Origin of the sequence: Enterobacter bugandensis (assembly GCF_900324475.1) — a bacterium.
Classification (GTDB): Bacteria; Pseudomonadota; Gammaproteobacteria; order Enterobacterales; family Enterobacteriaceae; genus Enterobacter; species Enterobacter bugandensis.
Map to the genome: position 1 here is coordinate 1250581 of NZ_LT992502.1, position 24560 is coordinate 1275140.

Genomic DNA, 24560 nt, shown 5'->3' on the forward strand with positions numbered 1-24560 from the left:
CGCAGGCTAAAATTCTTCCTGCGTTGGACGCACAACAATTTCATTAATATCAACGTCGCCAGGCTGTTCTATGGCAAATAAAACCGCGCGGGCAACTGCGTCAGCCGGAATAGCCTGCTTATAAAACTCATGGAGAAATTTTTTACTCTCTTCGTCAGAGCTGCCGAATTGCAGTTCGCTTTCGACGGCACCGGGCGAAATAAGCGTCGTGCGGATAGTTTTACCTGCCTCCTGACGTAAGCCTTCGCTCAGCGCGCGGACGGCGAATTTCGTGGCGCTATACACCACGCCGCCAGGGGCCAGCACCTTGATGCCCGCAACGGAGGCAACGTTAATAAAATGCCCGCTGCCCTGACGCTGGAACACCGGGAGCGCGGCAGCGATGCCGTACAGCACGCCCTTCAGATTGGTATCAATCATCTTGTCCCATTCGTCGGTTTTCAGCTCGCTGAGGGGGGCGATGGCCATAAAGCCCGCGTTATTGATCACCACATCCACGCGCTGGTATGCGGCAACGGCAGCGTCAATCGCGCGCTGCACCTCTTCCTGACGGGTCACGTCAGCCTTTACGGCAATCGCCTTGCCGCCCTGTTGAATAATCTGATCCACCAGGGCATTAATTCTGTCCAGACGGCGCGCCACCAGCACCAGCGAAAACGCGTTATTCGCTAAATGGAGGGCAATGGCCTGACCAATACCGCTGCTGGCACCGGTGATGACAACAACTTTATTTGCACTAATATTCATGATCTTATCTCGCTATTGAGTGATGCAAAAAATAAAAGGCAGAGAAGAATTAATGAATAATGATAAATTCATTAATGCGATTTTTGATATATTGTGTATCGGGAATAAAATGATGTTCGTTTAAAACTTAATGGAGTACGCAAGCGTCTGTCAATGTCGTTTTTTAATAATTAAATTAATTGCAGGCCTAATATTTAATTCTTATAGGTAACCGAGAATATTATATAAATAAAAGGGGGGAACGATAGCGGCCCTGCAAACAGGGCCTGAGGATTACAGTTTGCCACTGTAAAGCACCGGGCCTGTGGGGAGGCCGGTGGGCGATCCGCCCTCTGGTTCAAGGCTTATGGCTATCGTGGCGTCAGCAGGGAGCGTTGCGTTCCTGAGGGTGACGCGTGTGGGGATGTCGTTATGCAGCAGCCCCATGGATACCGGCGCCTGCCCGCCTGGGATCAGCCAAAGCTGCAGGCTGTGTTGCGCGGCGACAGCTGTCGGTCGAAGCGGGGCAATGCTCAGGTGCTGGCGGCTGGCGTCCGCGCTGACGACCCACTGCCCGTGCTGTTGGTCATCGTTGAGTATCATCAGCGGAGCGAGTTCCGGGGCTCGGGTGGCATACCAGGCAACGACCGTCAGGGCGGCGAGTGAGGCCGCAACCATCCAGCCGAGATAAGGCCGACTTTGGCGTAAAGGCTTTTTGGGCGGCAGGTCGAGGGCGATTCTTTTCCACACCGTCTCGGGTGGGGGGACGGGCACAAGATGACTATCCAGCGTGCTGAACATGTCCTGCCAGTACGCCACGCGGGCGGCCAGAGCCGGTTCACGGAGGACCCTTTTCTGGAACTGAAGCCGTGCTCCTCCCCGCAGCGTGCCGAGGGCATACTCTGCTGCCAGCATGTCGTCGCGTTTTTCTGCGTCATTCATAGCCCCACGCACTCCCGAAGATGGTCCATTGCCCGACGTATCCAGCTTTTCACCGAGCCTACAGGCTGCTGGAGCCAGTCGGCAATGTCGCTGTGAGACATTCCCTGATAGTAGGCGAGCGTAATGCTCTGGCGCTGCTCGCTGCTCAAATGTTCGAGGCAATGCCTGAGCCGCTCTGCCTGCGCATCGTCGTGCCAGTTATTCTGCTCATCGTTCTCGCCGGGCAAAAGCACTTCGCTATACGGTGACTCGCGTTCGGCAGCGCGGGTTTGCCCGCTGCGCAACCAGTCAATACAGCGATTGCGAACAATATGCGTAAGCCAGGTCATCGGGGAGCTCAGTGCAGCGTTGTAGGTTTCGGCTTTACTCCAGACGGTGATAAAACAGTCGTGAAGGATCTCTTCTGCCCACGCGCGGTCGCGCAGCATGCGCAGCGCGACGGCAAACAGGTGTGGCGAAGTGAGTCGATAGAGTTGTTCAAATGCGCGGCGATCGCCGTTTGCGACCGCCTGCATTAATTTCTGCTGCTGTTCTGCCAGCGCGTTATCCATGTTTTTCCCGGAAGGTAACGTCACACTTCCGAAGTATAGACAACTACTTAGGCATCAGGACGGTATCAATTACATCGATCACACCGTTTTTTTGATGAACGTCATAGGTGCTAATGTTCGCCACATTGCCTTTACCATCCTTAAGCTGAATGTTGTGCGGGCCGTTGCTCATGATCCACAGTGGCTGACCGTTAACGGTCTTCAACTCCGCGTGTCCGCCGCCCTGTTTAATTTTCTGCTCCAGCGCCTTCATATCGTAATTACCGGCGACCACGTGATAGGTGAGGATGCTGGTGAGCGTGGCTTTGTTTTCGGGTTTGACCAGGTTCTCGACCGTGCCGGCAGGCAATTTCGCAAACGCCGCATTGGTCGGCGCAAATACGGTGAAGGGCCCTTTGCTCTGAAGCGTATCCACCAGTCCAGCCGCTTTGACGGCGGCCACCAGCGTGGTGTGATCTTTCGAGTTCACGGCGTTTTCAACGATATTTTTGCTCGGGAACATTTCGGCTCCGCCTACCATCACGGAGCCTGACGTCATGGCGGCTGATGTGCCTGCACAGAAGAGTAAAGCGCTGGTGACGAGTGCAACACGGGTTAGCTTTTTCATCATCTTTCCTCGGTTTGGGGAGCAAAGGGATTGCTCACATACGCATATACGAGGGGAGGTGGGAAACTGGATGCAATGAAATGAAAATAAATTTTTGAAGGGGTAGGTTAATCCCCTCTCCCCTATGGGGAGAGGGCCAGGGTGAGGGGAATATTTTTAGCGTCTGACCGGCGCCCCGTTGGCCACATAATACGCGGCCGTACTCTTTGCCAGCGGCTCGCGCCCGCGGATCGCGTCGGCAATCTTCTCGCCGATCATAATGGTGGTGGCGTTCAGGTTGCCGGTGATGATCTGCGGCATAATCGACGCATCCACCACGCGCAGCCCTTCCAGCCCGTGAACGCGGCCTTCGCCGTCGACCACCGCCATCTCGTCATAGCCCATCTTGCAGGTGCCGCACGGGTGGAAGGCGGTTTCGGCGTGGTTGCGCACGAATTCGTCCAGCTGCTCATCGGTCTGGCAGTCAATACCCGGACTGATTTCGCGGCCGCGGTACTTGTCCAGCGCGGGCTGGTGCATGATCTCGCGGGTGATGCGGATCGCGTCGCGGAACTCCTGCCAGTCCTGCTCGTGGGACATATAGTTGAACAGGATCGCCGGATGCTGGTGCGGATCGCGCGACTGAATGCGCACGTGTCCACGGCTCGGGGAGCGCATGGAGCCGACGTGGCACTGGAAGCCGTGTTCCTTCACCGCGTTTGAGCCGTTGTAGTTAATCGCTACCGGCAGGAAGTGGTACTGAATGTTCGGCCATTCGAACTCCTCGCGGCTTCGGATAAACCCGCCCGCTTCGAAGTGGTTGCTCGCACCCACGCCGGTGCCGCCAAACAGCCACTCCGCGCCAATCTTCGGCTGGTTCCACCACTGCAGGGCAGGGTAGAGGGAAACCGGCTCTTTACATTCATACTGGAGGTACATCTCCAGATGATCCTGCAAGTTTTCTCCCACGCCGGGTAAATCATGCACCAGCGGGATATCGAACTGCTTCAGCAATTCAGCATTGCCTACGCCGGAACGCTGGAGGATCTGCGGTGACGCAATGGCGCCTGCGCACAGGAGGACTTCTTTATTCGCCGTCGCTTTTGACGGAATGGTGCTTTCGCCTTCCAGCCACTCAACGCCCGCCGCGCGCTTGCCGTCAAAAATAATGCGATCGGTCATGGCGTGGGTGCGGATGGTCAGGTTAGGACGCGGTTTTGCCTGGTCCAGATAGCCGCGCGCGGTGCTGGCGCGTCGGCCCTGCGGCGTAACCGTGCGGTCCATCGGGCCAAAGCCTTCCTGCTGGTAGCCGTTGAGATCGTCGGTGCGCGGATAGCCCGCCTGCACGCCTGCTTCCACCATTGCTTCAAACAGCGGGTTTACGCCCGGCTTAGAGGTGGTGACGCTCACCGGGCCGTCGCCGCCGTGGTAGTCGTTCGGCCCCACGTCGCGGGTCTCTGCCTTGCGGTAGTAGGGCAGGCAGTTGAGGTAGCTCCAGTGCTCCAGACCCGGTTCTTTCGCCCAGTTGTCCAGATCCATCGCGTTGCCGCGCACGTAGCACATGCCGTTGATCAGCGACGAGCCGCCCAGCCCTTTGCCGCGTCCGCACTCCATGCGGCGGTTGTTCATGAAGGGCTCTGGCTCGGTTTCATACGCCCAGTTGTAGCGCTTGCCCTGGAGCGGGAAGGCCAGCGCGGCAGGCATCTGGGTGCGGAAGTCAAAGCGGTAGTCCGGCCCGCCCGCCTCAAGCAGCAGGACGGTGGTGTTCGGATCTTCAGTCAGTCGTGTAGCCAGTACGTTGCCGGCAGAGCCGGCCCCGATAATGATGTAGTCAAATTGCAAATAAACCTCCCGGTTAAAATATGGACTGGAATTTACCCATCTCAACCTGGATGGACTTCACCTGGGTGTAGCTCTGCAGCGTCATCACGCCGTTCTCGCGGCCAATGCCGGAGTGCTTGTAGCCGCCGACCGGCATCTCCGCAGCGGATTCACCCCAGGTGTTGATCCAGCAGATGCCCGCTTCAAGCTGATGAATGGCGCCGTGCGCACGGTTCAGATCGGCGGTGACGATGCCCGCCGCCAGACCGTAGTCGGTGTCGTTGGCGCGGCGAATGGCTTCTTCATCGCTTTCATAGGTGAGGATGGACATCACCGGGCCGAAGATCTCTTCGCGCACGATGGTCATCTCGTCGGTGCAGTCGGTGAACACGGTCGGGGCCACCCACGCGCCGTTATCAAATCCGTCGCCCTTCAGCACGTCGCCGCCGCACAGCACGCGCGCGCCTTCTTCTTTGCCTTTGGCGATGTAGCGCATCACGCTGTCGCGGTGCGGGAAGCTGACCATCGGGCCAAAGTTGGTGTTTTCATCGAACAGATCGCCTGCGCGGATGCGGCCCACGCGCTCAACGATTTTCTGCTCAAACGCGGCCTTAGATTTTGCAGGCACGAACACGCGGGTGCCGTTGGTGCACACCTGGCCGGAGCTGAAGAAGTTGGCCATCATGGTGATGTCTGCGGCGAGATCCAGATCCGCATCGTCAAACACAATCAGCGGGGATTTGCCGCCCAGCTCCATCGTCACCTCCTTCAGGGACGAGGCCGCGGCGTTCGCCATCACCTTTTTGCCGCTGGCGACGCCGCCGGTGAAGGAGACTTTGGCAATGCCCGGATGCTCGGTCAGGTACTGGCCGGTTTCCGCGCCCACGCCCGGCAGGACGTTAAACACGCCGTCCGGCAGGCCCGCCTCGGTGTAGATTTCCGCCAGCTTCAGGGCGGTGAGCGGGGTGACCTCGCTCGGCTTGAAGATCATCGCGTTGCCCGCCGCCAGCGCCGGGGCGGATTTCCACAGGGCGATCTGGATCGGGTAGTTCCACGCGCCGATGCCCGCCACCACGCCCAGCGGCTCGCGGCGCGTGTAGACGAATGAGGTGTCGCGCAGCGGGATCTGGCTGCCTTCCAGCGCCGGGATCAGCCCCGCGTAGTACTCCAGCACGTCCGCGCCGGTGACGATGTCGACGGTCGAGGTTTCAGAAAACGCCTTACCGGTGTCGAGGGTTTCCAGCTTTGCCAGCTCGTCGTTGCGCTCGCGCAGGATGTCGACGGCGCGACGCAGGATGCGCGAGCGCTCCATGGCGGTCATCGCCGCCCAGATTTTTTGCCCGCGCTTTGCGCTCTCTACGGCGCGGTCCACGTCTTCGCGCCCGGCGGCCTGCACGCTCGCCAGAACTTCACCGTTGGCCGGGTTGATGGTCTCGAAGGTGCGACCGCTGGTGGCGGATGTATAACCACCATTGATATAAAGCTGCTGTTCTGCCATTCGGGACATGCTTCCTCCTCGGTTATTCGGTCGGTAAATGCTGGCTGATAAAGTGGCTGGTGAGCGATTGCGCGAGGGTTTTGTCCAGCGGTTTGCCGCTTAGCGCGGCGCGCAGCCACAGCCCGTCAATCAGCGCGGCGAGCCCGTAGCCCGCCTCTTCAGCCTGTTCACGCGGCAGCTCGCGGCGGAACTCGTACACCAGGTTTGAGAGCAACCGGCGGCTGCTGACCTGCTGCAAACGGTAGAGCATCGGCTGATGCATGCTGCTCGCCCAGAAGGCCAGCCAGGCCTTCATCGCCGCGCTGCTCACCTGGGTTTCATCAAAATTGCCGCCGACAATCGCCTGCAAACGCTGCTCCGCGCTGCCGTTCGGCAGGGCGCGTAAGCGGCTTAATACCGCATCGCGCAGCTGGCCGGTGATGTCGCGCATAGTCGCTTCCAGCAGGCCGTTTTTATCTTTGAAATAGTGGCTGATGATCCCCGTGGACACGCCCGCCCGACGGGCGATCTGCGCAATGGTTGCGTCATGCATGCCCACTTCATTAATTGCTTCCAGCGTGGCGTCGATAAGTTGCCTGCGCCGGATCGGCTGCATCCCCACTTTGGGCATTTTTGCCACTCCATTCATCAGCGTTGGTAATCTATTAAAGCGGTTTTTGATTGGACGTTCAATATAAAATGTGTCTTAATTGTTGCGATTTTGGATTTCAATAGTTACAAAAACAGTGGGGATACTGGATGACAGACCTTTCACAAGACAGAGAAAAAGACAAAATCAACCCGGTCGTTTTTTATACGTCCGCCGGGCTGATTTTGTTGTTTTCCCTGACGACCATTTTCTTTAACGATTTTTCTGCCGAGTGGATTGGCCGCACCCTGAACTGGGTGTCGAAGACCTTCGGCTGGTACTACCTGCTGGCGGCGACGCTCTATATCGTCTTCGTGGTCTGCATTGCCTGCTCGCGCTTCGGCTCGGTGAAGCTCGGGCCAGAGCAGTCCAAGCCCGAGTTCAGCCTGCTGAGCTGGGCGGCGATGCTGTTTGCCGCGGGCATCGGCATCGATCTGATGTTCTTCTCGGTAGCCGAGCCGGTCACGCAGTATATGAAGCCGCCGGAAGGGGCGGGGCAGACGATGGAGGCCGCACGCCAGGCGATGGTCTGGACGCTGTTCCACTACGGCCTGACGGGCTGGTCGATGTATGCCCTGATGGGGATGGCGCTCGGATACTTTAGCTATCGTTATAATTTGCCTCTCACCATCCGCTCCGCGCTGTACCCGATTTTCGGGAAAAGAATTAACGGCCCGATTGGCCACAGCGTCGATATTGCGGCGGTAATTGGCACCATCTTCGGCATCGCGACGACGCTCGGCATTGGCGTGGTCCAGCTCAACTACGGGCTAAGCGTGCTGTTTGATATCCCGGATTCGATGGCGGCGAAAGCGGCGCTGATTGCGCTCTCGGTGATTATCGCCACCATTTCGGTGACCTCCGGCGTGGATAAGGGCATCCGCGTGCTCTCTGAGCTGAACGTGGCGCTGGCGCTGGGCCTGATCCTGTTCGTGCTGTTTATGGGCGACACGTCGTTCCTGCTCAACGCCCTGGTGCTGAACGTGGGCGACTACGTGAACCGCTTCATGGGCATGACGCTGAACAGCTTCGCCTTTGACCGCCCGGTGGAGTGGATGAACAACTGGACCCTGTTCTTCTGGGCGTGGTGGGTCGCATGGTCGCCATTTGTTGGCCTGTTCCTGGCGCGTATTTCGCGCGGGCGCACCATTCGTCAGTTTGTGATGGGCACCCTGATCATCCCGTTCACCTTTACCCTGCTGTGGCTGTCGATTTTCGGCAACAGCGCGCTGCACGAGATCATCCACGGCAACGCAACCTTTGCCCAGGAAGCGATGGCGCACCCGGAGCGCGGCTTCTACAGCCTGCTGGCGCAGTATCCGGCGTTCACCTTTAGCGCCTCCGTGGCGACCATCACCGGCCTGCTGTTTTACGTCACCTCGGCGGATTCCGGCGCGCTGGTGCTGGGGAACTTCACCTCAAAGCTGAAGGACATCAACAGCGACGCGCCGAACTGGCTGCGTATCTTCTGGTCCGTCGCCATCGGCCTGCTGACGCTCGGCATGCTGATGACCAACGGCATTTCGGCGCTGCAGAACACCACGGTGATCATGGGCCTGCCGTTCAGCTTTGTGATCTTCTTCGTGATGGCCGGGCTGTATAAATCGCTCAAGGTGGAAGACTATCGGCGCGTCAGCGCCAGCCGCGACACCGCGCCGCGGCCAATGGGCGCTCAGGACAGGCTGAGCTGGAAGAAACGCCTGTCGCGCCTGATGAACTACCCGGGCACGCGCTACACCAAACAGATGATGGAGACGGTCTGCTACCCGGCGATGGAAGAGGTGGCGCAGGAGCTGAAGCTGCGTGGTGCGTACGTGGAGCTGAAAAACCTGCCGCCGGAGGAGGGCGAAACCCTGGGGCATCTGGATCTGCTGGTGCACATGGGCGACGAGCAGAACTTTGTCTATCAGATCTGGCCGCAGCAGTACTCGGTGCCTGGTTTTACCTACCGGGCGCGCAGCGGGAAATCAACCTACTACCGGCTGGAGACGTTCCTGCTGGAAGGTAGCCAGGGGAATGACCTGATGGATTACAGCAAGGAGCAGGTGATTACGGACATTCTGGACCAGTATGAACGGCACCTGAACTTTATCCATCTGCACAGGGAAGCGCCGGGGAATAGCGTGATGTTCCCGGATGTCTAAACGGATTCTTAAAATACCTTTAAGCTGTATATAAATACAGTTATTTGGCGCAGCATTACTCAAGGAAGAGTAACCATGCAGCATGAGCCTGGTGTTGAAGCATTCGGGCTTTTGCTGCGTTTAGGGAAGGAACTATGGATGAGTCATGCGATAGAGTTTATCGAAACATCACTCTTTACCCGACAGATTAAAAGCATTGCTACGGATGATGAATTAAAGGATCTGCAAAAGGAACTTATTGCGTGGCCTGATAAAGGTGACCTGATCCAGCAGACGGGTGGTTTACGTAAAATAAGGATGGCGGCAGCCTCAAAGGGAAAGAGAGGGGGTATCAGAGTGATTTACTTTCTGGCCACGGAGGAGGTGATCTATTTCATTATGGCCTATCCAAAATGCATAAAGGACAGCCTGACAGAGGCAGAGAAAGCAGAACTTAAAAAGCTGACTTCCATTCTGAAAAATACTGCTTCCAGTGCCGTAAATGAGAGGTGTACTATGTACCCTAATCAGGCAGGTGGAGGCTAATAATGAGTATTTTTAATGAATTAAAATCTTCGCTTGAAGAGGCCGTTGAGATCCATAACGGAAGAAAAGCCGCTTCCCGAGTAACCCGCTATGAAGTTGCTGATGTGCGTGCCATCAGAGAGCAGCTCAATATCACGCAAAGCGAAATGGCGAAGGCGCTTGGCACGAGCGTCGATACGATAAAGAGCTGGGAGTCCAAACGCCGCAATCCAACCGGGCTGGCGGCGAAGGTACTTAATGTGATTCGGGAGAATCCTGCATTTTACAAGGCACTTGCCGGGCTGTGAGTCGCCCTTATGCCGGGTGGCGCTGCGCTTACCCGGCCTTCAAAACTGCTTTTCCGTAGGCCTGATAAGCGAAGCGTCGTCAGGCCCACCCTTCATTGACACAACTTTAATGATAACTATTTTCATTTAAATATAGCCTGTGCTATACCTTATAGCACGGGCTAATTTTGCTTTGAATTTCACCACCTCAGGAGACTTCTGCGATGCACCCACTGCAAGGATTAAAGCGTCTGTTGCTCGGCGCGCTGCTCACGGCTACGACCAGCACGGGCGCGCTGGCGGCTGAAAAGTTCCAGGTCATCACCACCTTTACCGTCATCGCGGATATGGCGAAAAACGTGGCGGGGGATGCCGCAGAAGTCACCTCCATCACCAAACCGGGCGCTGAAATCCACGAGTACCAGCCGACGCCGGGCGATATCAAGCGCGCGCAAAAGGCGCAGCTGATCCTTGCGAACGGCATGAACCTGGAGCTGTGGTTCCAGCGTTTTTATCAGCACCTGAACGGCGTGCCGGAGGTGATTGTCACCCAGGGCATCACCCCGATGGGCATCAGCGAGGGGCCGTACGACGGCAAGCCTAACCCGCACGCGTGGATGTCGCCGGACAACGCGCTGATTTACGTTGATAACATCCGCGACGCGCTGGTGAAGTACGACCCGGCCAACGCGCAGGTCTACCAACGCAACGCTGAGGCCTACAAGCAGAAGATCGTCGCGACCCTCGAACCGCTGCGCAAGCAGGTGGCGGAGATCCCGGAAGACAAACGCTGGATGGTGACCAGCGAGGGCGCCTTCTCCTATCTTGCGCGGGATCTGGGCATGAAGGAACTTTACCTGTGGCCGATCAACGCCGATCGGCAGGGGACGCCGCAGCAGGTGCGCAAGGTGATCGATCTGGTGAAGAAACACCGCATCCCGGCGGTATTCAGCGAAAGCACGGTCTCCGATAAGCCGGCGCGTCAGGTGGCGCGGGAAACCGGCGCCCACTACGGCGGCGTGCTGTACGTTGACTCCCTGAGCGCGGAAAACGGCCCGGTGCCGACCTATATCGACCTGCTGAACGTCACCACCCGCACGCTGGTGCAGGGCATTCGCGACGGCATGAAGGAGTGACCATGCAGAAGGGGATTGTCGTCACGGACGTGACCGTGACCTACCGCAACGGCCACACGGCGCTGCGCAATGCGTCGTTCAGCGTGCCCGGCGGATCGATTGCCGCGCTGGTGGGGGTGAACGGCTCCGGCAAGTCCACGCTGTTTAAGGCGGTGATGGGCTTTGTGCGGGCGGCGAGCGGCACTATCACCCTCCATGGGCTGCCGCCTCACCGGGCGCTGCGCCAGAACCTGGTCGCCTACGTGCCGCAGTCGGAAGAGGTCGACTGGTCGTTTCCGGTGCTGGTCGAGGACGTGGTGATGATGGGGCGCTACGGGCATATGGGGTTTCTGCGGCGGCCTAAAGCGCAGGATCGGCAGATCGTGACCGACGCCCTGAAGCGCGTGGATATGCTCGAGCTGCGCCATCGACAGATTGGCGAGCTCTCCGGCGGGCAAAAGAAGCGCGTCTTCCTGGCGCGGGCGATTGCCCAGCAGGGCGAGGTGATCCTGCTTGACGAGCCGTTTACCGGCGTGGACGTTAAAACCGAAGCCAGAATCATCAGCCTGCTGCGCGAGTTGCGCGACGAGGGCAAAACCATGCTGGTCTCGACCCACAATTTAGGCTCGGTCACGGAGTTTTGCGATTACACGGTGATGGTCAAAGGCACCGTGCTGGCGAGCGGCCCGACGGAAACCACCTTCACCGCCGAAAACCTTGAGCGCGCCTTCAGCGGCGTGCTGCGCCACGTGGTGCTCAGCGGTTCTGAAGACCGCATTATCACCGACGACGAGCGGCCCTTCGTGACGCACCGGCAGGAGGCAAAATGAACGCGCTTCTCGAACCCTTCAGCTATGAGTACATGCTTAACGCGATGTGGGTCTCGGCGATGGTGGGTGGGCTGTGCGCGTTTCTCTCCTGCTACCTGATGCTCAAAGGCTGGTCGCTGATCGGCGATGCGCTCTCGCATTCCATCGTGCCGGGCGTGGCGGGGGCTTACATGCTCGGGCTGCCGTTCTCTCTGGGGGCGTTTTTATCGGGCGGGCTGGCGGCGGGCAGCATGCTGTTTCTCAACCAGCGCAGCCGCCTGAAGGAGGACGCCATTATCGGGCTGATCTTCTCCTCTTTTTTCGGGCTGGGGCTGTTTATGGTCTCGCTCAACCCAACCTCGGTGAATATTCAGACCATCGTGCTCGGCAATATTCTGGCTATCGCTCCGGAGGATATCGTCCAGTTGGCGATTATCGGCGTGGTGTCGATGGTTATCCTGCTGTTCAAATGGAAAGATCTGATGGTGACCTTTTTTGATGAGAACCACGCCCGCGCCATCGGCCTGCGCCCTGAGCGCCTGAAGATCCTGTTCTTCACGCTGCTGGCGGTCTCTACCGTGGCAGCGCTGCAAACCGTCGGCGCGTTTCTGGTGATTTGCCTGGTGGTTACGCCCGGCGCAACCGCGTGGCTGCTCACCGACCGCTTCCCGCGTCTGCTGATGATTGCCGTCGCCATTGGCAGCCTCACCAGCTTCCTCGGCGCGTGGGCCAGCTATTATCTGGACGGCGCCACCGGCGGTATTATTGTGGTCGCCCAGACGCTGCTGTTCCTGCTGGCGTTCGTCTTTGCGCCGAAGCACGGGCTGCTCGCCAGCCGCCGCCGCGCGAAGGAGGCACACCCATGATGGCGCTGCTCCTTGAACCCTTCCAGTTTGCGTTCATGAACAACGCACTGCTGATTTCACTTCTGGTAGCCGTGCCCTGCGCGCTGCTGTCGGTTTTTCTGGTGCTCAAAGGCTGGGCGCTGATGGGCGACGCCATGAGCCACGCGGTGTTTCCCGGCGTGGTGCTGGCGTGGGTGATGGGCCTGCCGCTGGCGCTGGGCGCGTTCGTTGCCGGTCTGTTTTGCGCGGTTGCCACCGGCTACCTCAAGGACAATAGCCGCATCAAGCAGGATACGGTGATGGGGATCGTCTTTTCCGGGATGTTCGGCGCGGGGCTGATCCTCTATATCGCCGTCAAACCTGAGGTGCATCTCGACCACATTCTGTTCGGCGATATGCTGGGCATTAACGGGATGGACATTCTGCAAAGCGGCATCGTGGCGGGGCTGATTGCGCTGGTGATTGGCCTGAAATGGCGCGATTTCCTGCTGTTCTGCTTTGACTATCAGCAGGCGCAGGCGAGCGGCCTGCGCGCCCGCTGGCTGCACTATGGCTTACTGTGCATGGTGTCGCTGACCATCGTGGCGACGCTGAAGGCGGTGGGGATTATTCTGTCGATTTCGCTGCTGATTGCGCCCGGTGCGATTGCGGTGCTGATCGCCCGACGCTTCCACATGGCGCTGCTGGTGGCGGTGGCGGTATCAATACTGGTGTCGGTCAGCGGCGTGTATGCCTCGTTTTATCTCGACAGTGCGCCCGCGCCGACCATAGTGGTCCTGTTCGCGGTGGTGTTTATCTTGACGTTTGTGGTGACCAGCGTAAAGGCGCGTCGGCAGGAACGTGTGACAGCAGGGTGATCGCCTGCTCGCCGCGCAGTTGCCAGTGCAGGGTGAAGGCGGTGCCTTCGTTAAAGCCTGACAGTTGACGGGTCAATGCCAGCGTGAGCGTGTTATCGTCGAGCAGGGTGACGCGCGCGCTGTCAAACCCCATGTAAGCCTGCACCTGCGGAAAGAGGGCCTTAAACAGGCTCTCTTTGGCGCTGAAAACCAGCGTCAGGGCGAGGGCGAACGGGTAACCCGAGCGGGAAAGCACACGCTCTTCCTTGGCATCTATAATGCCATCTTTGATTTCCCTTGCTTCATTTTCGGCGAGGATCGCTTCACTATCGATACCGATAAGCGCAGGGTATGGCGCGACGACAGCCATCGCCTCCGTGCCGCTGTGGGTGATGCTGCCGGAAATTCCGTCCGGCCAGAGCGGTTCCCCGCTGGGGCCGATGGCGGGAACGGTGTGGTCAGGTAAGGCGTGCGCGGCGGCGATGCGTCCCGCCAGATGGTCAGCCTTGCGTTTACGTCCGGCGTCAGCGAGCTGGGCGTAATGGGGGAGCCAGAGGAGATCGGCGTCGGTGAAGGTGGTGGGGTCGAAGGTGACGCGGTGGAGGGTGAGGCCGGCGAGAGAAAATGTGCTGTGGGCGGTGTGCATGGTTTTTCCCTCTGAATTGTGCGGACTGATGCCCTCACCCCAACCCTCTCCCACAGGGAGAGGGGGAGGTCACTGCCTGTATCAGAATCTTGTGTTTACGCTCATGTACCAGGTGCGACCCGGTTCATTATACGTATACGCACCCGCACCGTACATATACGCGCCGGTTGTCGCGTTCCCCGTGGTCTGGGCATTACCCGCGCGCCACTGGCGCTTGTCGAAGACGTTGTCCACGCCGCCGGTCAGGCTGACGTTTTTCGTCACGTCCCAGGTGGCGCTCAGGCCAACGATGCTGTACGGGCTGACCTCGTCTTTCTCAGACCCGGTCACCGGCTGGCCTTTATAGTTATACTTCTTCGGCTGCTGCTTGCCGTACCAGGTGAAGGTCGACTGCAATGACACATCCTGGTGCACCTGCCAGCTCAGGGTTGAGTTCAGCGTGTACTCCGGAATGATCGACAGACGGTCGCCGGTCTCCTTGTTCTTGCTCTGCAGCATATAGGTAATGTTGTTGGTCCAGTTGATGGTGTCGCTGACCGGCACGTTCAGGGAGCCTTCCAGACCTTCTACCACCGCCTTCGGCACGTTTTCCCACTGGTAGATATCGGTGGTGACTTTACCGGTGGAGGTCTGGCCAATCGGCGCGTAGCCCGCTTCAATCTTGTTGCGGTAGTCGTTGCGGAACCAGGTCACGCCCGCCAGCCAGCCGTCGCGTTTCCACTCCAGGCCAATCTCTTTGTTGATGCTGGTTTCCGCTTTCAGATCGTCGTTACCCATCATGTAGCAGCCCACGCCGTCGGAACTGGCGTAGCAGCCCTGGCCTTTACTGTACAACAGGTAGTTCGGGTTGGTCTGGTACAGGCTTGGCGCTTTGTAGGCACGCGCGATGCCCATCTTCAGGGTGAAGTCATCCCCCAGACCCTGCGACAGGTTCAGGGACGGGCTCCAGTTATTGCCCACGATGGTGTGGTGGTCGAAGCGCAGGGCAGGGGTCAGCATGGTGCTGTCGGTCAGCTCCATGTTGTTCTCAGCGAACAGGGAGAAGATCTCCGCTGACGTGTACGGGCTACGGTCTTCGCTCATGCCCGGGATGGTGCCACCCTGCTGGGTTTGCGAGAAGGAGGTCGAATCCTTCATGCGCTGCTGGTTCCACTCGGTGCCGAGCGTCAGGTTCTGGTTCACAATGAAATCAATCGGCAGGTTGATTTCGCTGTGCAGCATCACGTCGGCCAGGTCGGTATCGGTGAATTTATTGCTGTTGAACAGGCCTTCCGTACCGCCCGCCAGCCCTTCGCCCAGGCGGGAGTTGCGGGTGTGTTCGTACTGCGCCCAGTTGCTGGTGGTAATGCCGTTGTCCCAGCCGCCGTTCCAGGTCACGGCGAAGTTCTGGCGATAAATACGGTTCGTCTCTTTGCCGTAGTTCTTCTTCACCAGCGCGTTGTCGTTGTTGGTGTTTTGCGTGTCACCCGCATAGAGGTTGTTCTGGCGGCTGTAGCCCGCTTCAAACTCCAGCGACTGCATCGGCGCGAAGTCCCAGCGCACCACGCCGTTGATGTCTTTGTTCTCTACACCCTCGCGGCCCGCGGGCAGGGTGTTGGCGTAGGCTCCGGTACGCTCAGACTGGTGGCCCTGGTTGATGTCCCACGCGTCGGCCTGAGTCTTATCCAGGTTACCGAACATGCGGAAGCTGAAGTCGCCGCCCAGCGGGCCGCTCAGGCTGAAGTTGGTGCGCTTGGTAGAACCTTCGTCTTTATGCTCTGGCGCGTTCAGGTAGGTGTTCCAGGAGCCGTGCCACTGGTCGTCGAACTTTTTGGTGATGATATTCACCACGCCGCCCGCCGCGCCGTTGCCGTAGCGTGCGGCGGCCGGGCCGCGGATCACTTCGATGCGCTCGATCATCTCCGGCGGTACCCAGCCGGTATCGCCGCGGGTATCACGCTCGCCGCGCCAGCCCAGGCGGATGGAGTTGCGGCTGGTGACGGGCTTGCCGTCGATCAGGATCAGGGTGTTTTCCGGGCCCATGCCGCGAATGTCGATCTGACGGTTGTTCCCGCGCTGGCCGCTGGTGGAGTTCCCGGTCAGGTTAACGCCCGGCATGGTGCGGATGATTTCCGCCACGTCCCGCGCGGGCGGGTTTTTGCGGATCTCATCGGCGGTGATGGTCGACACGCCAGGCGCCTGCAAATTCTGCTCGGCGGCGGTGATCACCATCGTGTCTTCGTGCTGCGCAGAGGCGGCGTTGTCGTCTGCCATGGCAGGCAGCGCGACGCCATAAATCCCTAAATTGACCAGCAAGGCCAGAGAGTGAATCTTCTTATTCATTGTACGTCCCGCTTTTATGGTTATTTATGAACGCGCTTCCCACAGCGCGGGCAATACGCTATTGCAAATGCAAATAGTTATCAATAATATTATCAATAAAATTTGCTCTGAAACAAAAAATATTGCTAAACATGGGGTTATAAGGGTGACGGCGTTAACAACCGGAAGTGAAGCGTGGTGGCAGTCGAAAAACGGGCCGGAATGGCAACGTCATGAGGAAAACTATCGCGTCACATTCTGGTGGCGGGACCCGGCAGGAACCCAGCAGACCTCAACGGTTAAACGCGTCTGGCTCTACGTTACCGGCATGACCGACCACCATCAGAATGCCCGCCCGCAATCGCTTGAACGCATTCCCGATACCGACGTCTGGCAGTGGCAGGGGGAGTTCAGCCCCGAATGGCGCGGCAGCTACTGTTTTATCCCCTCCGATAACGAAAACGATTTTGCCGATGCAGTATTTGAAGGCGAGCAGCCGGACCGCATGGCGCTGCGCGAAGGCTGGCGCAAGCTGCTGCCTCACGCGGTTTCAGACCCGCTGAATCCGCAGAGCTGGCGCGGCGGGCGCGGGCACGCCGTCTCGGCGCTGGAGATGCCGGAGGCGCCCGTACAGCCGGGCTGGAACCATCCCGATATGCCTTACAAAAAGCCCGTCTGCATTACGTGGGACAGCGCGCGCCTGAAGAACCGTCGCCGCGTGTGGATTTTTACCACCGGGGATGAAAGCCCCGAGCGCCCGCTGGCGGTGCTGCTTGACGGGCAGTTCTGGGCCGAAAGTATGCCTGTCTGGCCCGCGCTGGCGTCGCTCACCGCCGAGCGCAACCTGCCGCCTGCGGTCTACGTCTTAATCGATGTTATTAATATGGAGCACCGTAACCGCGAGCTACCGTGCAATCCCGACTTCTGGCTGGCGGTGCAGGAAGAACTTCTCCCCCTTGTCCAACAACGCGCGCCGTTTAGCGACCGCGCCGACCGTACGGTGGTCGCAGGGCAAAGCTTTGGCGGTCTCTCTTCCCTTTATGCCGCACTGCACTGGCCGCAGCGTTTTGGCTGCGTGCTTAGCCAGTCCGGCTCCTACTGGTGGCCGCACCGCGGCGGGCAGCAGGACGGGCTGTTAATCGAACAACTTAAAACCGGCGAAATATCCCCTCGCGGGCTACGCATCCTTCTTGAAGCCGGGCGCAACGAGCCGCTTATCTTGCGCGCAAACCAGGCGATCCTCGCCGAACTACACACTCAGCAACCGGTTATCTGGCGTCAGGTTGACGGCGGACACGATGCGCTTTGCTGGCGCGGTGGGCTGACGCAGGGGCTGATGACCCTCTGGCAGCCGCTCATTCAATAACGGAGTCTGTATGGAATTCAGCAATCCTTTCGATAATCCGCAGGGACAGTTCGCCATTTTGCAAAATGACCAGGGGCAGTACAGCCTGTGGCCGCAGCAGTGCGAATTGCCCGCGGGCTGGCGCGTGGTCTGCGAACCGCACTCTCAGGAGGCGTGCCAGCAGTGGCTGGCGCAACGCTGGCAGACGCTTAAGCCGTCCTCTTTTGCGGGGGAGCGCGCATGAATCGTCTCCCTCTCGTCGCCGCCCAGCCGGGTATCTGGATGGCAGAGCAGCTTTCCTCGCTGTCAAACGCCTGGAGCGTGGCGCACTACACCGAGCTGAAAGGAAATATCGACGCGCCGCTGTTGGCTAAAGCCATCGCTGAGGGCATGATGCAGGCCGATACTCTGCGCACGCGTTTCGCTGAAGATAACGGCGAGGTCTGGCAGTGGGTCGATGAGACCCTGATCCTGCCGGAGCCGTCCTTCGTTCGCGTTGATTCTCACGACGCCGCCGTGGCGCTGATGGAGGCCGATCTCAGCCAGGATCTGCGCGTGGACAGTGGTCAGCCGCTCGCTTTCCATCAGCTGATTCAGGTCGGTGACAACCGCTGGTACTGGTATCAGCGCTATCACCATCTGGTGGTGGATGGCTTCAGTTTCCCGGCGATTACCCGCCAGATCGCCGCAATTTACGCTGCCTGGAAGAAAGGGGAACCCACCCCAGCCTCACCATTTACTCCGTTCGCCGAGGTCGTTGACGAGTATCAGCGCTACCGAGACAGCGAGGCGTATCAGCGCGACGGTGCCTTCTGGGAGGAGCAGCGCAAACAGCTTCCTCCTCCGGTCTCGCTCTCCTCCGCGCCGCTGCCGGGACGCGCCGCCACTACCGACATCCTGCGCCTGAAAATTGCAATGGACGCTCGCGCCTTTAGCCAGCTGGCGCAGGCAGCCGGGCAGGCACAGCGTACCGATCTGGCGCTTGCGCTGGTGGCGCTGTGGCTGGGCCGCCTCACCGGACGGCTGGACTACGCCGCCGGGTTTATCTTTATGCGCCGCATGGGGTCCGCCGCGCTGACCGCAACCGGCCCGGTGCTTAACGTCCTGCCGCTGGCGGTGAATATTAATCCGCTTGAGAGCCTGCCAGAGCTGGCGCTGCGCCTGGCGAACCAACTGAAAAAGATGCGTCGCCATCAGCGCTACGACGCCGAGCAGATCGTGCGCGACAGCGGGCGGGCCGCAGGGGACGAACCCTTGTTTGGGCCGGTGCTGAACGTGAAGGTATTTGATTATCAGCTGGATATCGACGGCGTGGAGGCCATCACCCACACGCTGGCGACCGGCCCGGTGAACGATCTCGAGCTAGCGCTGTTCCCGGACGAGCAGGGCGGACTAAGCATTGAGATCCTCGCCAACAGGCAGCGTTACGACGACGCGACGCTGAAGCGCCACGTTTCGCGCCTGAACGCGATGCTGGCGCAGTTTGCCGCGAACCCGGACCTGCGCTGTGGCGACGTGGAAACCGTATCAGAGCAGGAATACGCCCGGCTGGCGCGCATCAACGATACCGGCCTGGCGCTGCCCTCCACCACGCTGGCGGATCTGGTGGCGGAGCAGGCGAGCAAAACGCCGGACGCTCCCGCGCTGGCGGATGCCCATATTGAGCTGAACTACCGCCAGATGCGCGAGCAGGTGGTCGCGCTGGCAAACCTGCTGCGCGCGCGCGGCGTGAAGCCGGGCGACAGCGTGGCGGTGGCGCTTCCGCGTTCGGTGTTCCTGACCCTGGCGCTGCACGGCATTGTTGAAGCTGGCGCCGCCTGGCTGCCGCTGGATACCGGCTACCCGGACGATCGTCTGCGGATGATGCTGGAGGACGCGAAACCGTCGCTCCTCATTACCACCGACGCGCAGCTTCCGCGCTTTAACGATCTGTCGATACCTTCATTTAGTTACAACATGCTATTGCCAACCACAGGCGCTGAACCTCTGCGTCTGGCGAAGCCGGAGCAGACCGCGTACATCATCTTTACCTCGGGTTCAACGGGACGCCCGAAAGGGGTGATGGTGGGGCATACCGCCATCGTTAACCGCCTGAAGTGGATGCAGGATCATTATCCACTGGCGGGGCATGACGTCGTGGCGCAGAAAACGCCGTGCAGCTTCGACGTGTCGGTGTGGGAGTTCTGGTGGCCGTTTATCGCCGGGGCAAAGCTGGTGATGGCCGAGCCGGACGCACACCGCGATCCGCAGGCGATGCAGAGCTTCTTCGCAGAATATGGCGTAACCACCACCCACTTCGTGCCCTCGATGCTGGCGGCATTTGTCGCCTCGCTGACGCCGGAAAACGTCGACTGTTGCAGGACGCTGAAGCAGGTGTTCTGTAGCGGCGAGGCGCTGCCAACGGCGCTGTGCCGCGAGTGGGAGCAGTTGACTCATGTACCGCTGCACAACCTCTACGGCCCAACCGAAGCGGCGGTGGACGTGAGCTGGTATCCGGCGTTCGGCCCGGAGCTGGCGGCAGTGGAGGGCAACAGCGTGCCGATCGGCTTCCCGGTGTGGAATACGGGGCTGCGCATTCTGGATGCGATGATGCGCCCGGTGCCGTTCGGCGTGGCGGGCGATCTGTATCTCACCGGCATTCAGCTGGCACAGGGGTATCTGGGACGGCCCGACCTCACCGCCAGCCGCTTTATTGCCGATCCGTTTGCCCCAGGCGAGCGGATGTATCGCACCGGAGACGTCGCCCGCTGGCTGGACAACGGGGCGGTGGAATATCTGGGCCGCAGCGATGACCAGCTGAAAATCCGCGGTCAGCGCATTGAGCTGGGCGAAATCGACCGGGCGATGCTGTCATTGCCTGATGTGGCCCAGGCCGTAGCGCATGCGTGCGTGTTTAATCAGGCTGCGGCAACGGGCGGCGATGCCCGCCAGCTGGTGGGGTATGTGGTTTCTGAATCCGGTTTACCGCTGGATCGCGACGCGCTGCTGGACTCGCTCAGGGCACAGCTGCCGCCGCATATGGTGCCGGTGGTGCTGCTGCAAATCAGCGCGCTGCCGCTGAGCGCCAACGGCAAGCTGGATCGCAAGGCGCTGCCGCTGCCGGAGCTGACCAGCAAAACCTCCGGTCGCGCACCCGAGACGCAAACCGAAGCCGCCGTGGCGCAGGCGTTTTCTGCGCTGCTGGGCTGCGAAGTGAACGATATCGATGCCGACTTCTTTGCCCTTGGCGGCCACTCGCTGCTGGCGATGCGCCTCGCGGCTCAGCTCGGCCGTGCGTTCAGCCGCAAGGTCACGCCGGGGCAGATTATGGTCGCCTCGACGGTCGGCAAGCTCAGCGCGTTGCTGGACTCGCAGATGAGCGACGAACAGGCGCAGCGTCTGGGGTATGAAACCCTTTTGCCGCTGCGTGAAAGCAACGGCCCGACGCTGTTCTGCTTCCATCCGGCGTCCGGCTTTGCCTGGCAGTTCAGCGTCCTGGCGCGCTACCTCAGCCCGCGCTGGTCCATCATCGGCATTCAGTCGCCGCGGCCAAACGGCCCGATGCAGCAGTGCGCGGATCTCGATGGGGTGATCGAACATCACCTTAAAACGCTGCGTAAGCAGCAGCCGCACGGGCCGTATTACCTGTTCGGCTATTCGCTCGGCGGCACGCTGGCGCAGGGCATTGCGGCGCGCCTGCGCGAGCAGGGTGAAGCGGTGGCATTCCTCGGCCTGCTGGATACCTGGCCGCCGGAAACCCAGAACTGGGCGGAGAAAGAGGCCAACGGTCTAGACCCGGAAGTGCTGGCGGAGATCGAGCGCGAGCGTCAGGCGTTTATCGCCGCCCAGCAGGGACAGGGCTCCAGCGAATTGTTTAATACTATTGAAGGCAACTACGCTGACGCGGTGCGGTTGCTCACCACCGCGCACAGTTCACGCTTTGACGGTAAGGCGACGCTGTTTGTTGCCGAACGCACGAGAACGATGGATCCGCATACGGCCTGGGCGCCGTGGGTGGGCGAGCTGGAGGTCTACAGCCAGGACTGCGCCCACGTGGATATCATTTCACCGCAGGCGTTTGAAAAGATTGGGCCGGTACTGAAGGAAATTTTAGGATAGTGCGAATGCCCGGTGGCGCTGCGCTTACCGGCCTACGGGAGCTGAATGTAGGCCGGGTAAGGCGTAGCCGCCACCCGGCAATTACCGCCGACCTAACGGCACCACCAGCGGCGTACCCGCCACCGGATCGTCAATAATCATGCAGCGCATGCCGTAGATCCGCTCGATCAGCTCTGGCGTCACAATCTCTTTCGGCGCGCCCTGCGCCACAATCTCGCCGTCGCGCAGCGCAATCAGATGCGTGGCGTAGCGGCACGCCTGATTTAAATCATGCAGCACCGCCGCCAGGGTATACCCCTGCGTGCGGTTCAGCTCGCTCAGCAGCTCCAGCAGGTCAATCTGATGGCTGATGTCCAGCCAGGTCGTCGGCTCGTCCAGCAGCATAATGGCGGTCTCCTGCGCCAGCACCATCGCGATCCACGCCCGCTGTCGCTGTCCGCCAGAGAGGGTATCTACGCTTTGCTGAGCCAGATCGGTGATGCCCGTTGCCTCCATCGCGCGCTTCACGGCCTCGTCGTCCTCTTTGCGCCAGCGGGTAAACAGCGGCTGGTGTGGGTAGCGTCCGCGCGAGACCAGCTCCTGCACGGTAATATCTCCCGGCGTGGTGGCGTTTTGCGCCAGCAGCCCGATGCGCCTTGCCACCTCTTTGCTGGCGAAGCGCTGGATCTGCTCTCCGTCGAGGAATACGCTGCCCTCTGTCGGTGACATCAGGCGGCTCAGGGTGCGCAGCAGGGTTGATTTGCCGCAGCCGTTCGGACCGATAATCGCGGTGAAGTGGCCGTCCGGAATGGCGACGGTTAAATCACGGGCAATGATTTTTTTGCCATAGCCGAGGGTCAAGTTTTCGCCGCGCAAGCGGGTTGTTGAATCTGTCATTTCTTGCGTGACTCCTGAACGAGCAAGACGATGAGGTAAATCCCGCCGAGGCTGACGGTCACCACGCCCACCGGCAGTTGATAAGGCATAAACAGCCGCTGGGCGCAGAGGTCGGCGGCCAGCAGCAGCATCGCACCGCACAGGGCAGCCTGGGTCAAGCCCCAGCGTGCGGTGCCGCTAAGACGCCGCGCGATATGCGGCGCGACAAGGGCAATAAACGAGATCGGCCCGGCAATCGCGGTGGACGCAGCGGTCAGCAATACCGCCACCAGCATCAGCATCAGGCGCGAGCGCTCAACGCTCACGCCCAGCGCGCAGGCGCTGTCGTCGCCCATCTCCAGCAGGCGCATCCGGCGTACCAGCAGCAGGGCGCCGATAAACATCAGCAAAATTAGCGGCGCGGCGGGCCAGGTTTTGCCCCACGTCAGGCCGTTAAGTGAGCCGGCGTACCACAGCCCGGCGGAGAGCGCGGTTTCCAGAGACGCCTGCAACAAAAGCCAGGTGTTAAAGGCCATCAGCATCGCGCGGATGCCGATCCCGATAATGATCAGCCGGAAGGTGTCAATGCCGTTGCGCCACGCCAGGGCCCAGATAAGCAGCGAGGTCAGAATGCCGCCCGCCATCGCCGTAAAGGTAATGGCCGTCAGATGCTGCCCGAACAGCACCATCGCCACCAGCACGCCGCTCCACGCGCCGGTATTCAGGCCCATCACGTCCGGGCTGCCGAGGGGGTTACGCATCAGCGACTGGAAAATCGCGCCGCTGACGCCGAGCGCCGCGCCCACCAGGATCGCCATTGCCACGCGCGGCAGTCGCCATTCGGTGACCACCATGGTGATGTTACGCGGCGCGCTGCCGGTGAGGGCGTGAAAGACCTGCGCGAAATCAAGCGTTACGGCACCGCTTTGCAGGCTCCAGACCGCCAGCAGAGTAATGGCGATAGCCAGCAGGAAGATGCTGGTGAGTAAACGACGGGAAGGAGCCATCATGCGCCACCTCCGCGTCTGCGACGTACCAGGAAGATCAGCACCGGCGCGCCGATAAACGCGCTCACCACCGAGACGCGCAGCTCGCCGGGCACCAGCAGGCGGCCCAGCACGTCGGCAAACAGCAGCAGGGCAGGGGTGGCCAGCAGCGTGACCGGCAGCGACCAGCGGTGGTCCGACCCCACCAGCCAGCGCGCCATGTGCGGCATCATCAGGCCGATAAAGGCGATCGGACCGACCACGGCGGTTGCGCTGCCGCTCAGCACGGTGATAGCGAGCAGGCCAGTCAGCTGCGTGCGCGCCACGCGGTTGCCGAGGGCGGTTGCGGTGTCGCTGCCGAGGCTCAGGCTGTTCAGCGACCGGCTTAAACACAGCGCCACGACGGCGGCGATAATGACCGGGATTGCCACCACGTTTAAGGTTTCAAGAGTCCGGATATCCAGCGAACCGGCCTGCCAGAAGCGCAGCTGGTCATACACGTCCGGGTTGAGCAGGGCGATGCCGCTGGACAAGCCTTCCAGCACCGCCGCGAGCGCTACGCCCGCAAGCGTCAGGCGAACCGGGCTCAGCTGCCCGCCGCCCTGACTGCCGGTAAACGCGACCACCAGCGAGGCGGCCAGCGCGCCGCAGAAGGCCATCACCAGCTGTTCAGAGGGCGACGTTAACCCGAACAGCGCTGCGCCGAGCACGATGGCAAAGCTGGCGCCGGAGTTGACGCCGAGAATGCCGGGGTCCGCCAGCGGGTTACGGGTAAGGGTTTGCATCAGGGCACCCGCAAGGCCAAGCGCGCCACCGGCCAGCAGTCCGGCAAGAGTGCGGGGCAGGCGGGCGTCGAGCACGATGGTGCAGTCGGCGCTCTGACAGGTGCCGGAGAGCGCATCAACGATAACGTAGGCGGGTAGCGGCTTCGCGCCGACCAGCAGGCTGAGTGCAATCGCAAGGATTAGCAGTAGCAATAATACGGGCACGGCAATGGCGCGCGCCGCAGAAGAGGAAAACGACATAGCAACATCCAT

Annotated in this window: 22 protein-coding genes; 10 read left to right on the forward strand and 12 right to left on the reverse strand. The window is 60.3% G+C overall.

All coding sequences use genetic code 11. The annotated features are described in order from the left end of the window. Positions 1–6: 6 nt before the first annotated feature. The 7 genes from DG357_RS06000 to betI all read right to left on the reverse strand — a co-directional run bounded on the left by DG357_RS06000 (position 7) and on the right by betI (position 6734). On the reverse strand, positions 7–747 hold the full coding sequence (locus tag DG357_RS06000) for an SDR family oxidoreductase (RefSeq protein WP_063154746.1): 741 nt from the start codon (positions 745–747) through the stop codon (positions 7–9). Between the two features lie 273 nt (positions 748–1020). After that, the gene (locus tag DG357_RS06005; RefSeq protein ID WP_088205182.1) at positions 1021–1668 is read right to left on the reverse strand and encodes an anti-sigma factor; all 648 of its coding nucleotides are present in this window, start codon (positions 1666–1668) and stop codon (positions 1021–1023) included. Further along, positions 1665–2219, reverse strand: coding sequence for an RNA polymerase sigma factor (locus tag DG357_RS06010; RefSeq protein ID WP_045260746.1), 555 nt, complete (start codon positions 2217–2219; stop codon positions 1665–1667). The genes DG357_RS06005 and DG357_RS06010 overlap by 4 nt, the downstream gene beginning before the upstream one ends. Positions 2220–2262: 43 nt before the next feature. Beyond that, positions 2263–2826 (reverse strand): fasciclin domain-containing protein, encoded by a 564-nt coding sequence (locus tag DG357_RS06015; protein WP_049138747.1) that lies wholly within the window; start codon positions 2824–2826, stop codon positions 2263–2265. 156 nt (positions 2827–2982) lie between these two features. After that, positions 2983–4647, reverse strand: a complete 1665-nt coding sequence (gene betA, locus DG357_RS06020) for a choline dehydrogenase (protein ID WP_048998928.1) — start codon at positions 4645–4647, stop codon at positions 2983–2985. A gap of 13 nt (positions 4648–4660) precedes the next feature. After that, positions 4661–6133 (reverse strand): betaine-aldehyde dehydrogenase, encoded by a 1473-nt coding sequence (betB, locus tag DG357_RS06025; protein WP_088205181.1) that lies wholly within the window; start codon positions 6131–6133, stop codon positions 4661–4663. A 13-nt stretch (positions 6134–6146) separates the two neighbouring features. Then, a complete protein-coding gene (gene betI, locus DG357_RS06030) occupies positions 6147–6734 on the reverse strand; it encodes a transcriptional regulator BetI (RefSeq protein WP_049138744.1) in 588 nt (195 codons plus the stop codon). 128 nt (positions 6735–6862) lie between these two features. Here betI and betT point away from each other — a divergent pair, with 128 nt between their 5' ends. The 7 genes from betT (at position 6863) to sitD (ending at position 13313) form a co-directional block, all read left to right on the forward strand. Further along, the gene (betT, locus tag DG357_RS06040) at positions 6863–8896 is read left to right on the forward strand and encodes a choline BCCT transporter BetT (protein WP_088205180.1); all 2034 of its coding nucleotides are present in this window, start codon (positions 6863–6865) and stop codon (positions 8894–8896) included. A 138-nt stretch (positions 8897–9034) separates the two neighbouring features. Next, entirely contained in the window at positions 9035–9421 is a 387-nt protein-coding gene (locus DG357_RS06045) for a type II toxin-antitoxin system RelE/ParE family toxin (RefSeq protein WP_041912044.1), read from the forward strand. 2 nt (positions 9422–9423) lie between these two features. After that, positions 9424–9708, forward strand: coding sequence for a NadS family protein (nadS, locus tag DG357_RS06050; RefSeq protein ID WP_041910964.1), 285 nt, complete (start codon positions 9424–9426; stop codon positions 9706–9708). 203 nt (positions 9709–9911) lie between these two features. Then, complete coding sequence (locus DG357_RS06055; RefSeq protein ID WP_047362700.1) at positions 9912–10823, forward strand: metal ABC transporter substrate-binding protein; 912 nt, start codon at positions 9912–9914, stop codon at positions 10821–10823. 2 nt (positions 10824–10825) lie between these two features. After that, positions 10826–11632, forward strand: coding sequence for a manganese/iron ABC transporter ATP-binding protein (locus DG357_RS06060; RefSeq protein WP_028012282.1), 807 nt, complete (start codon positions 10826–10828; stop codon positions 11630–11632). Continuing rightward, positions 11629–12477, forward strand: a complete 849-nt coding sequence (gene sitC, locus DG357_RS06065) for an iron/manganese ABC transporter permease subunit SitC (protein WP_048998924.1) — start codon at positions 11629–11631, stop codon at positions 12475–12477. Before DG357_RS06060 ends, sitC begins: the two co-directional genes overlap by 4 nt. Next, on the forward strand, positions 12474–13313 hold the full coding sequence (gene sitD / locus DG357_RS06070) for an iron/manganese ABC transporter permease subunit SitD (protein WP_088205179.1): 840 nt from the start codon (positions 12474–12476) through the stop codon (positions 13311–13313). Before sitC ends, sitD begins: the two co-directional genes overlap by 4 nt. On the opposite strand, the gene entD is transcribed toward sitD, so the two are convergent. Both entD and DG357_RS06080 read right to left on the reverse strand, forming a co-directional pair. Continuing rightward, positions 13249–13938 (reverse strand): enterobactin synthase subunit EntD, encoded by a 690-nt coding sequence (gene entD, locus DG357_RS06075; protein ID WP_088205178.1) that lies wholly within the window; start codon positions 13936–13938, stop codon positions 13249–13251. The genes sitD and entD overlap by 65 nt on opposite strands. An 81-nt stretch (positions 13939–14019) precedes the next feature. Next, positions 14020–16260 (reverse strand): TonB-dependent siderophore receptor, encoded by a 2241-nt coding sequence (locus DG357_RS06080; protein WP_045631298.1) that lies wholly within the window; start codon positions 16258–16260, stop codon positions 14020–14022. Between the two features lie 145 nt (positions 16261–16405). On the opposite strand from DG357_RS06080, the gene fes reads away from it, so the two are divergent. From fes to entF, 3 genes are read left to right on the forward strand one after another with little or no spacing between them, the layout of a single operon-like run. Next, a complete protein-coding gene (fes, locus tag DG357_RS06085; RefSeq protein WP_088205177.1) occupies positions 16406–17605 on the forward strand; it encodes an enterochelin esterase in 1200 nt (399 codons plus the stop codon). 10 nt (positions 17606–17615) lie between these two features. Continuing rightward, positions 17616–17828: an MbtH family protein gene (locus tag DG357_RS06090; RefSeq protein ID WP_048958938.1), complete on the forward strand. Its 213-nt coding sequence runs from the start codon at positions 17616–17618 to the stop codon at positions 17826–17828. Then, positions 17825–21682: an enterobactin non-ribosomal peptide synthetase EntF gene (entF, locus tag DG357_RS06095; RefSeq protein ID WP_088205176.1), complete on the forward strand. Its 3858-nt coding sequence runs from the start codon at positions 17825–17827 to the stop codon at positions 21680–21682. The genes DG357_RS06090 and entF overlap by 4 nt, the downstream gene beginning before the upstream one ends. A gap of 81 nt (positions 21683–21763) precedes the next feature. On the opposite strand, the gene fepC is transcribed toward entF, so the two are convergent. From fepC to fepD, 3 genes are read right to left on the reverse strand one after another with little or no spacing between them, the layout of a single operon-like run. Further along, positions 21764–22558, reverse strand: a complete 795-nt coding sequence (gene fepC / locus DG357_RS06100) for an iron-enterobactin ABC transporter ATP-binding protein (protein WP_088205175.1) — start codon at positions 22556–22558, stop codon at positions 21764–21766. Continuing rightward, positions 22555–23544 (reverse strand): iron-enterobactin ABC transporter permease, encoded by a 990-nt coding sequence (gene fepG, locus DG357_RS06105; RefSeq protein ID WP_088205279.1) that lies wholly within the window; start codon positions 23542–23544, stop codon positions 22555–22557. Before fepG ends, fepC begins: the two co-directional genes overlap by 4 nt. Beyond that, positions 23544–24548, reverse strand: a complete 1005-nt coding sequence (gene fepD, locus DG357_RS06110) for a Fe(3+)-siderophore ABC transporter permease (RefSeq protein ID WP_088205174.1) — start codon at positions 24546–24548, stop codon at positions 23544–23546. Before fepD ends, fepG begins: the two co-directional genes overlap by 1 nt. Positions 24549–24560: the final 12 nt, after the last annotated feature.

Excerpts from the sequence above, each read along its gene's own strand:
- sitD (WP_088205179.1), top strand. The coding sequence starts at position 12,474 with ATGATGGCGCTGCTCCTTGAACCCTTCCAGTTTGCGTTCATGAACAAC.
- betT (WP_088205180.1), top strand. The coding sequence starts at position 6,863 with ATGACAGACCTTTCACAAGACAGAGAAAAAGACAAAATCAACCCGGTC.
- DG357_RS06005 (WP_088205182.1), bottom strand. The coding sequence starts at position 1,668 with ATGAATGACGCAGAAAAACGCGACGACATGCTGGCAGCAGAGTATGCC.
- DG357_RS06055 (WP_047362700.1), top strand. The coding sequence starts at position 9,912 with ATGCACCCACTGCAAGGATTAAAGCGTCTGTTGCTCGGCGCGCTGCTC.
- fepC (WP_088205175.1), bottom strand. The coding sequence starts at position 22,558 with ATGACAGATTCAACAACCCGCTTGCGCGGCGAAAACTTGACCCTCGGC.
- sitC (WP_048998924.1), top strand. The coding sequence starts at position 11,629 with ATGAACGCGCTTCTCGAACCCTTCAGCTATGAGTACATGCTTAACGCG.
- DG357_RS06060 (WP_028012282.1), top strand. The coding sequence starts at position 10,826 with ATGCAGAAGGGGATTGTCGTCACGGACGTGACCGTGACCTACCGCAAC.
- DG357_RS06090 (WP_048958938.1), top strand. The coding sequence starts at position 17,616 with ATGGAATTCAGCAATCCTTTCGATAATCCGCAGGGACAGTTCGCCATT.
- nadS (WP_041910964.1), top strand. The coding sequence starts at position 9,424 with ATGAGTATTTTTAATGAATTAAAATCTTCGCTTGAAGAGGCCGTTGAG.
- DG357_RS06045 (WP_041912044.1), top strand. The coding sequence starts at position 9,035 with ATGAGTCATGCGATAGAGTTTATCGAAACATCACTCTTTACCCGACAG.
- betI (WP_049138744.1), bottom strand. The coding sequence starts at position 6,734 with ATGCCCAAAGTGGGGATGCAGCCGATCCGGCGCAGGCAACTTATCGAC.
- fepD (WP_088205174.1), bottom strand. The coding sequence starts at position 24,548 with ATGTCGTTTTCCTCTTCTGCGGCGCGCGCCATTGCCGTGCCCGTATTA.
- DG357_RS06000 (WP_063154746.1), bottom strand. The coding sequence starts at position 747 with ATGAATATTAGTGCAAATAAAGTTGTTGTCATCACCGGTGCCAGCAGC.
- DG357_RS06080 (WP_045631298.1), bottom strand. The coding sequence starts at position 16,260 with ATGAATAAGAAGATTCACTCTCTGGCCTTGCTGGTCAATTTAGGGATT.
- DG357_RS06015 (WP_049138747.1), bottom strand. The coding sequence starts at position 2,826 with ATGAAAAAGCTAACCCGTGTTGCACTCGTCACCAGCGCTTTACTCTTC.
- fepG (WP_088205279.1), bottom strand. The coding sequence starts at position 23,544 with ATGGCTCCTTCCCGTCGTTTACTCACCAGCATCTTCCTGCTGGCTATC.
- betB (WP_088205181.1), bottom strand. The coding sequence starts at position 6,133 with ATGTCCCGAATGGCAGAACAGCAGCTTTATATCAATGGTGGTTATACA.
- entF (WP_088205176.1), top strand. The coding sequence starts at position 17,825 with ATGAATCGTCTCCCTCTCGTCGCCGCCCAGCCGGGTATCTGGATGGCA.
- entD (WP_088205178.1), bottom strand. The coding sequence starts at position 13,938 with ATGCACACCGCCCACAGCACATTTTCTCTCGCCGGCCTCACCCTCCAC.
- DG357_RS06010 (WP_045260746.1), bottom strand. The coding sequence starts at position 2,219 with ATGGATAACGCGCTGGCAGAACAGCAGCAGAAATTAATGCAGGCGGTC.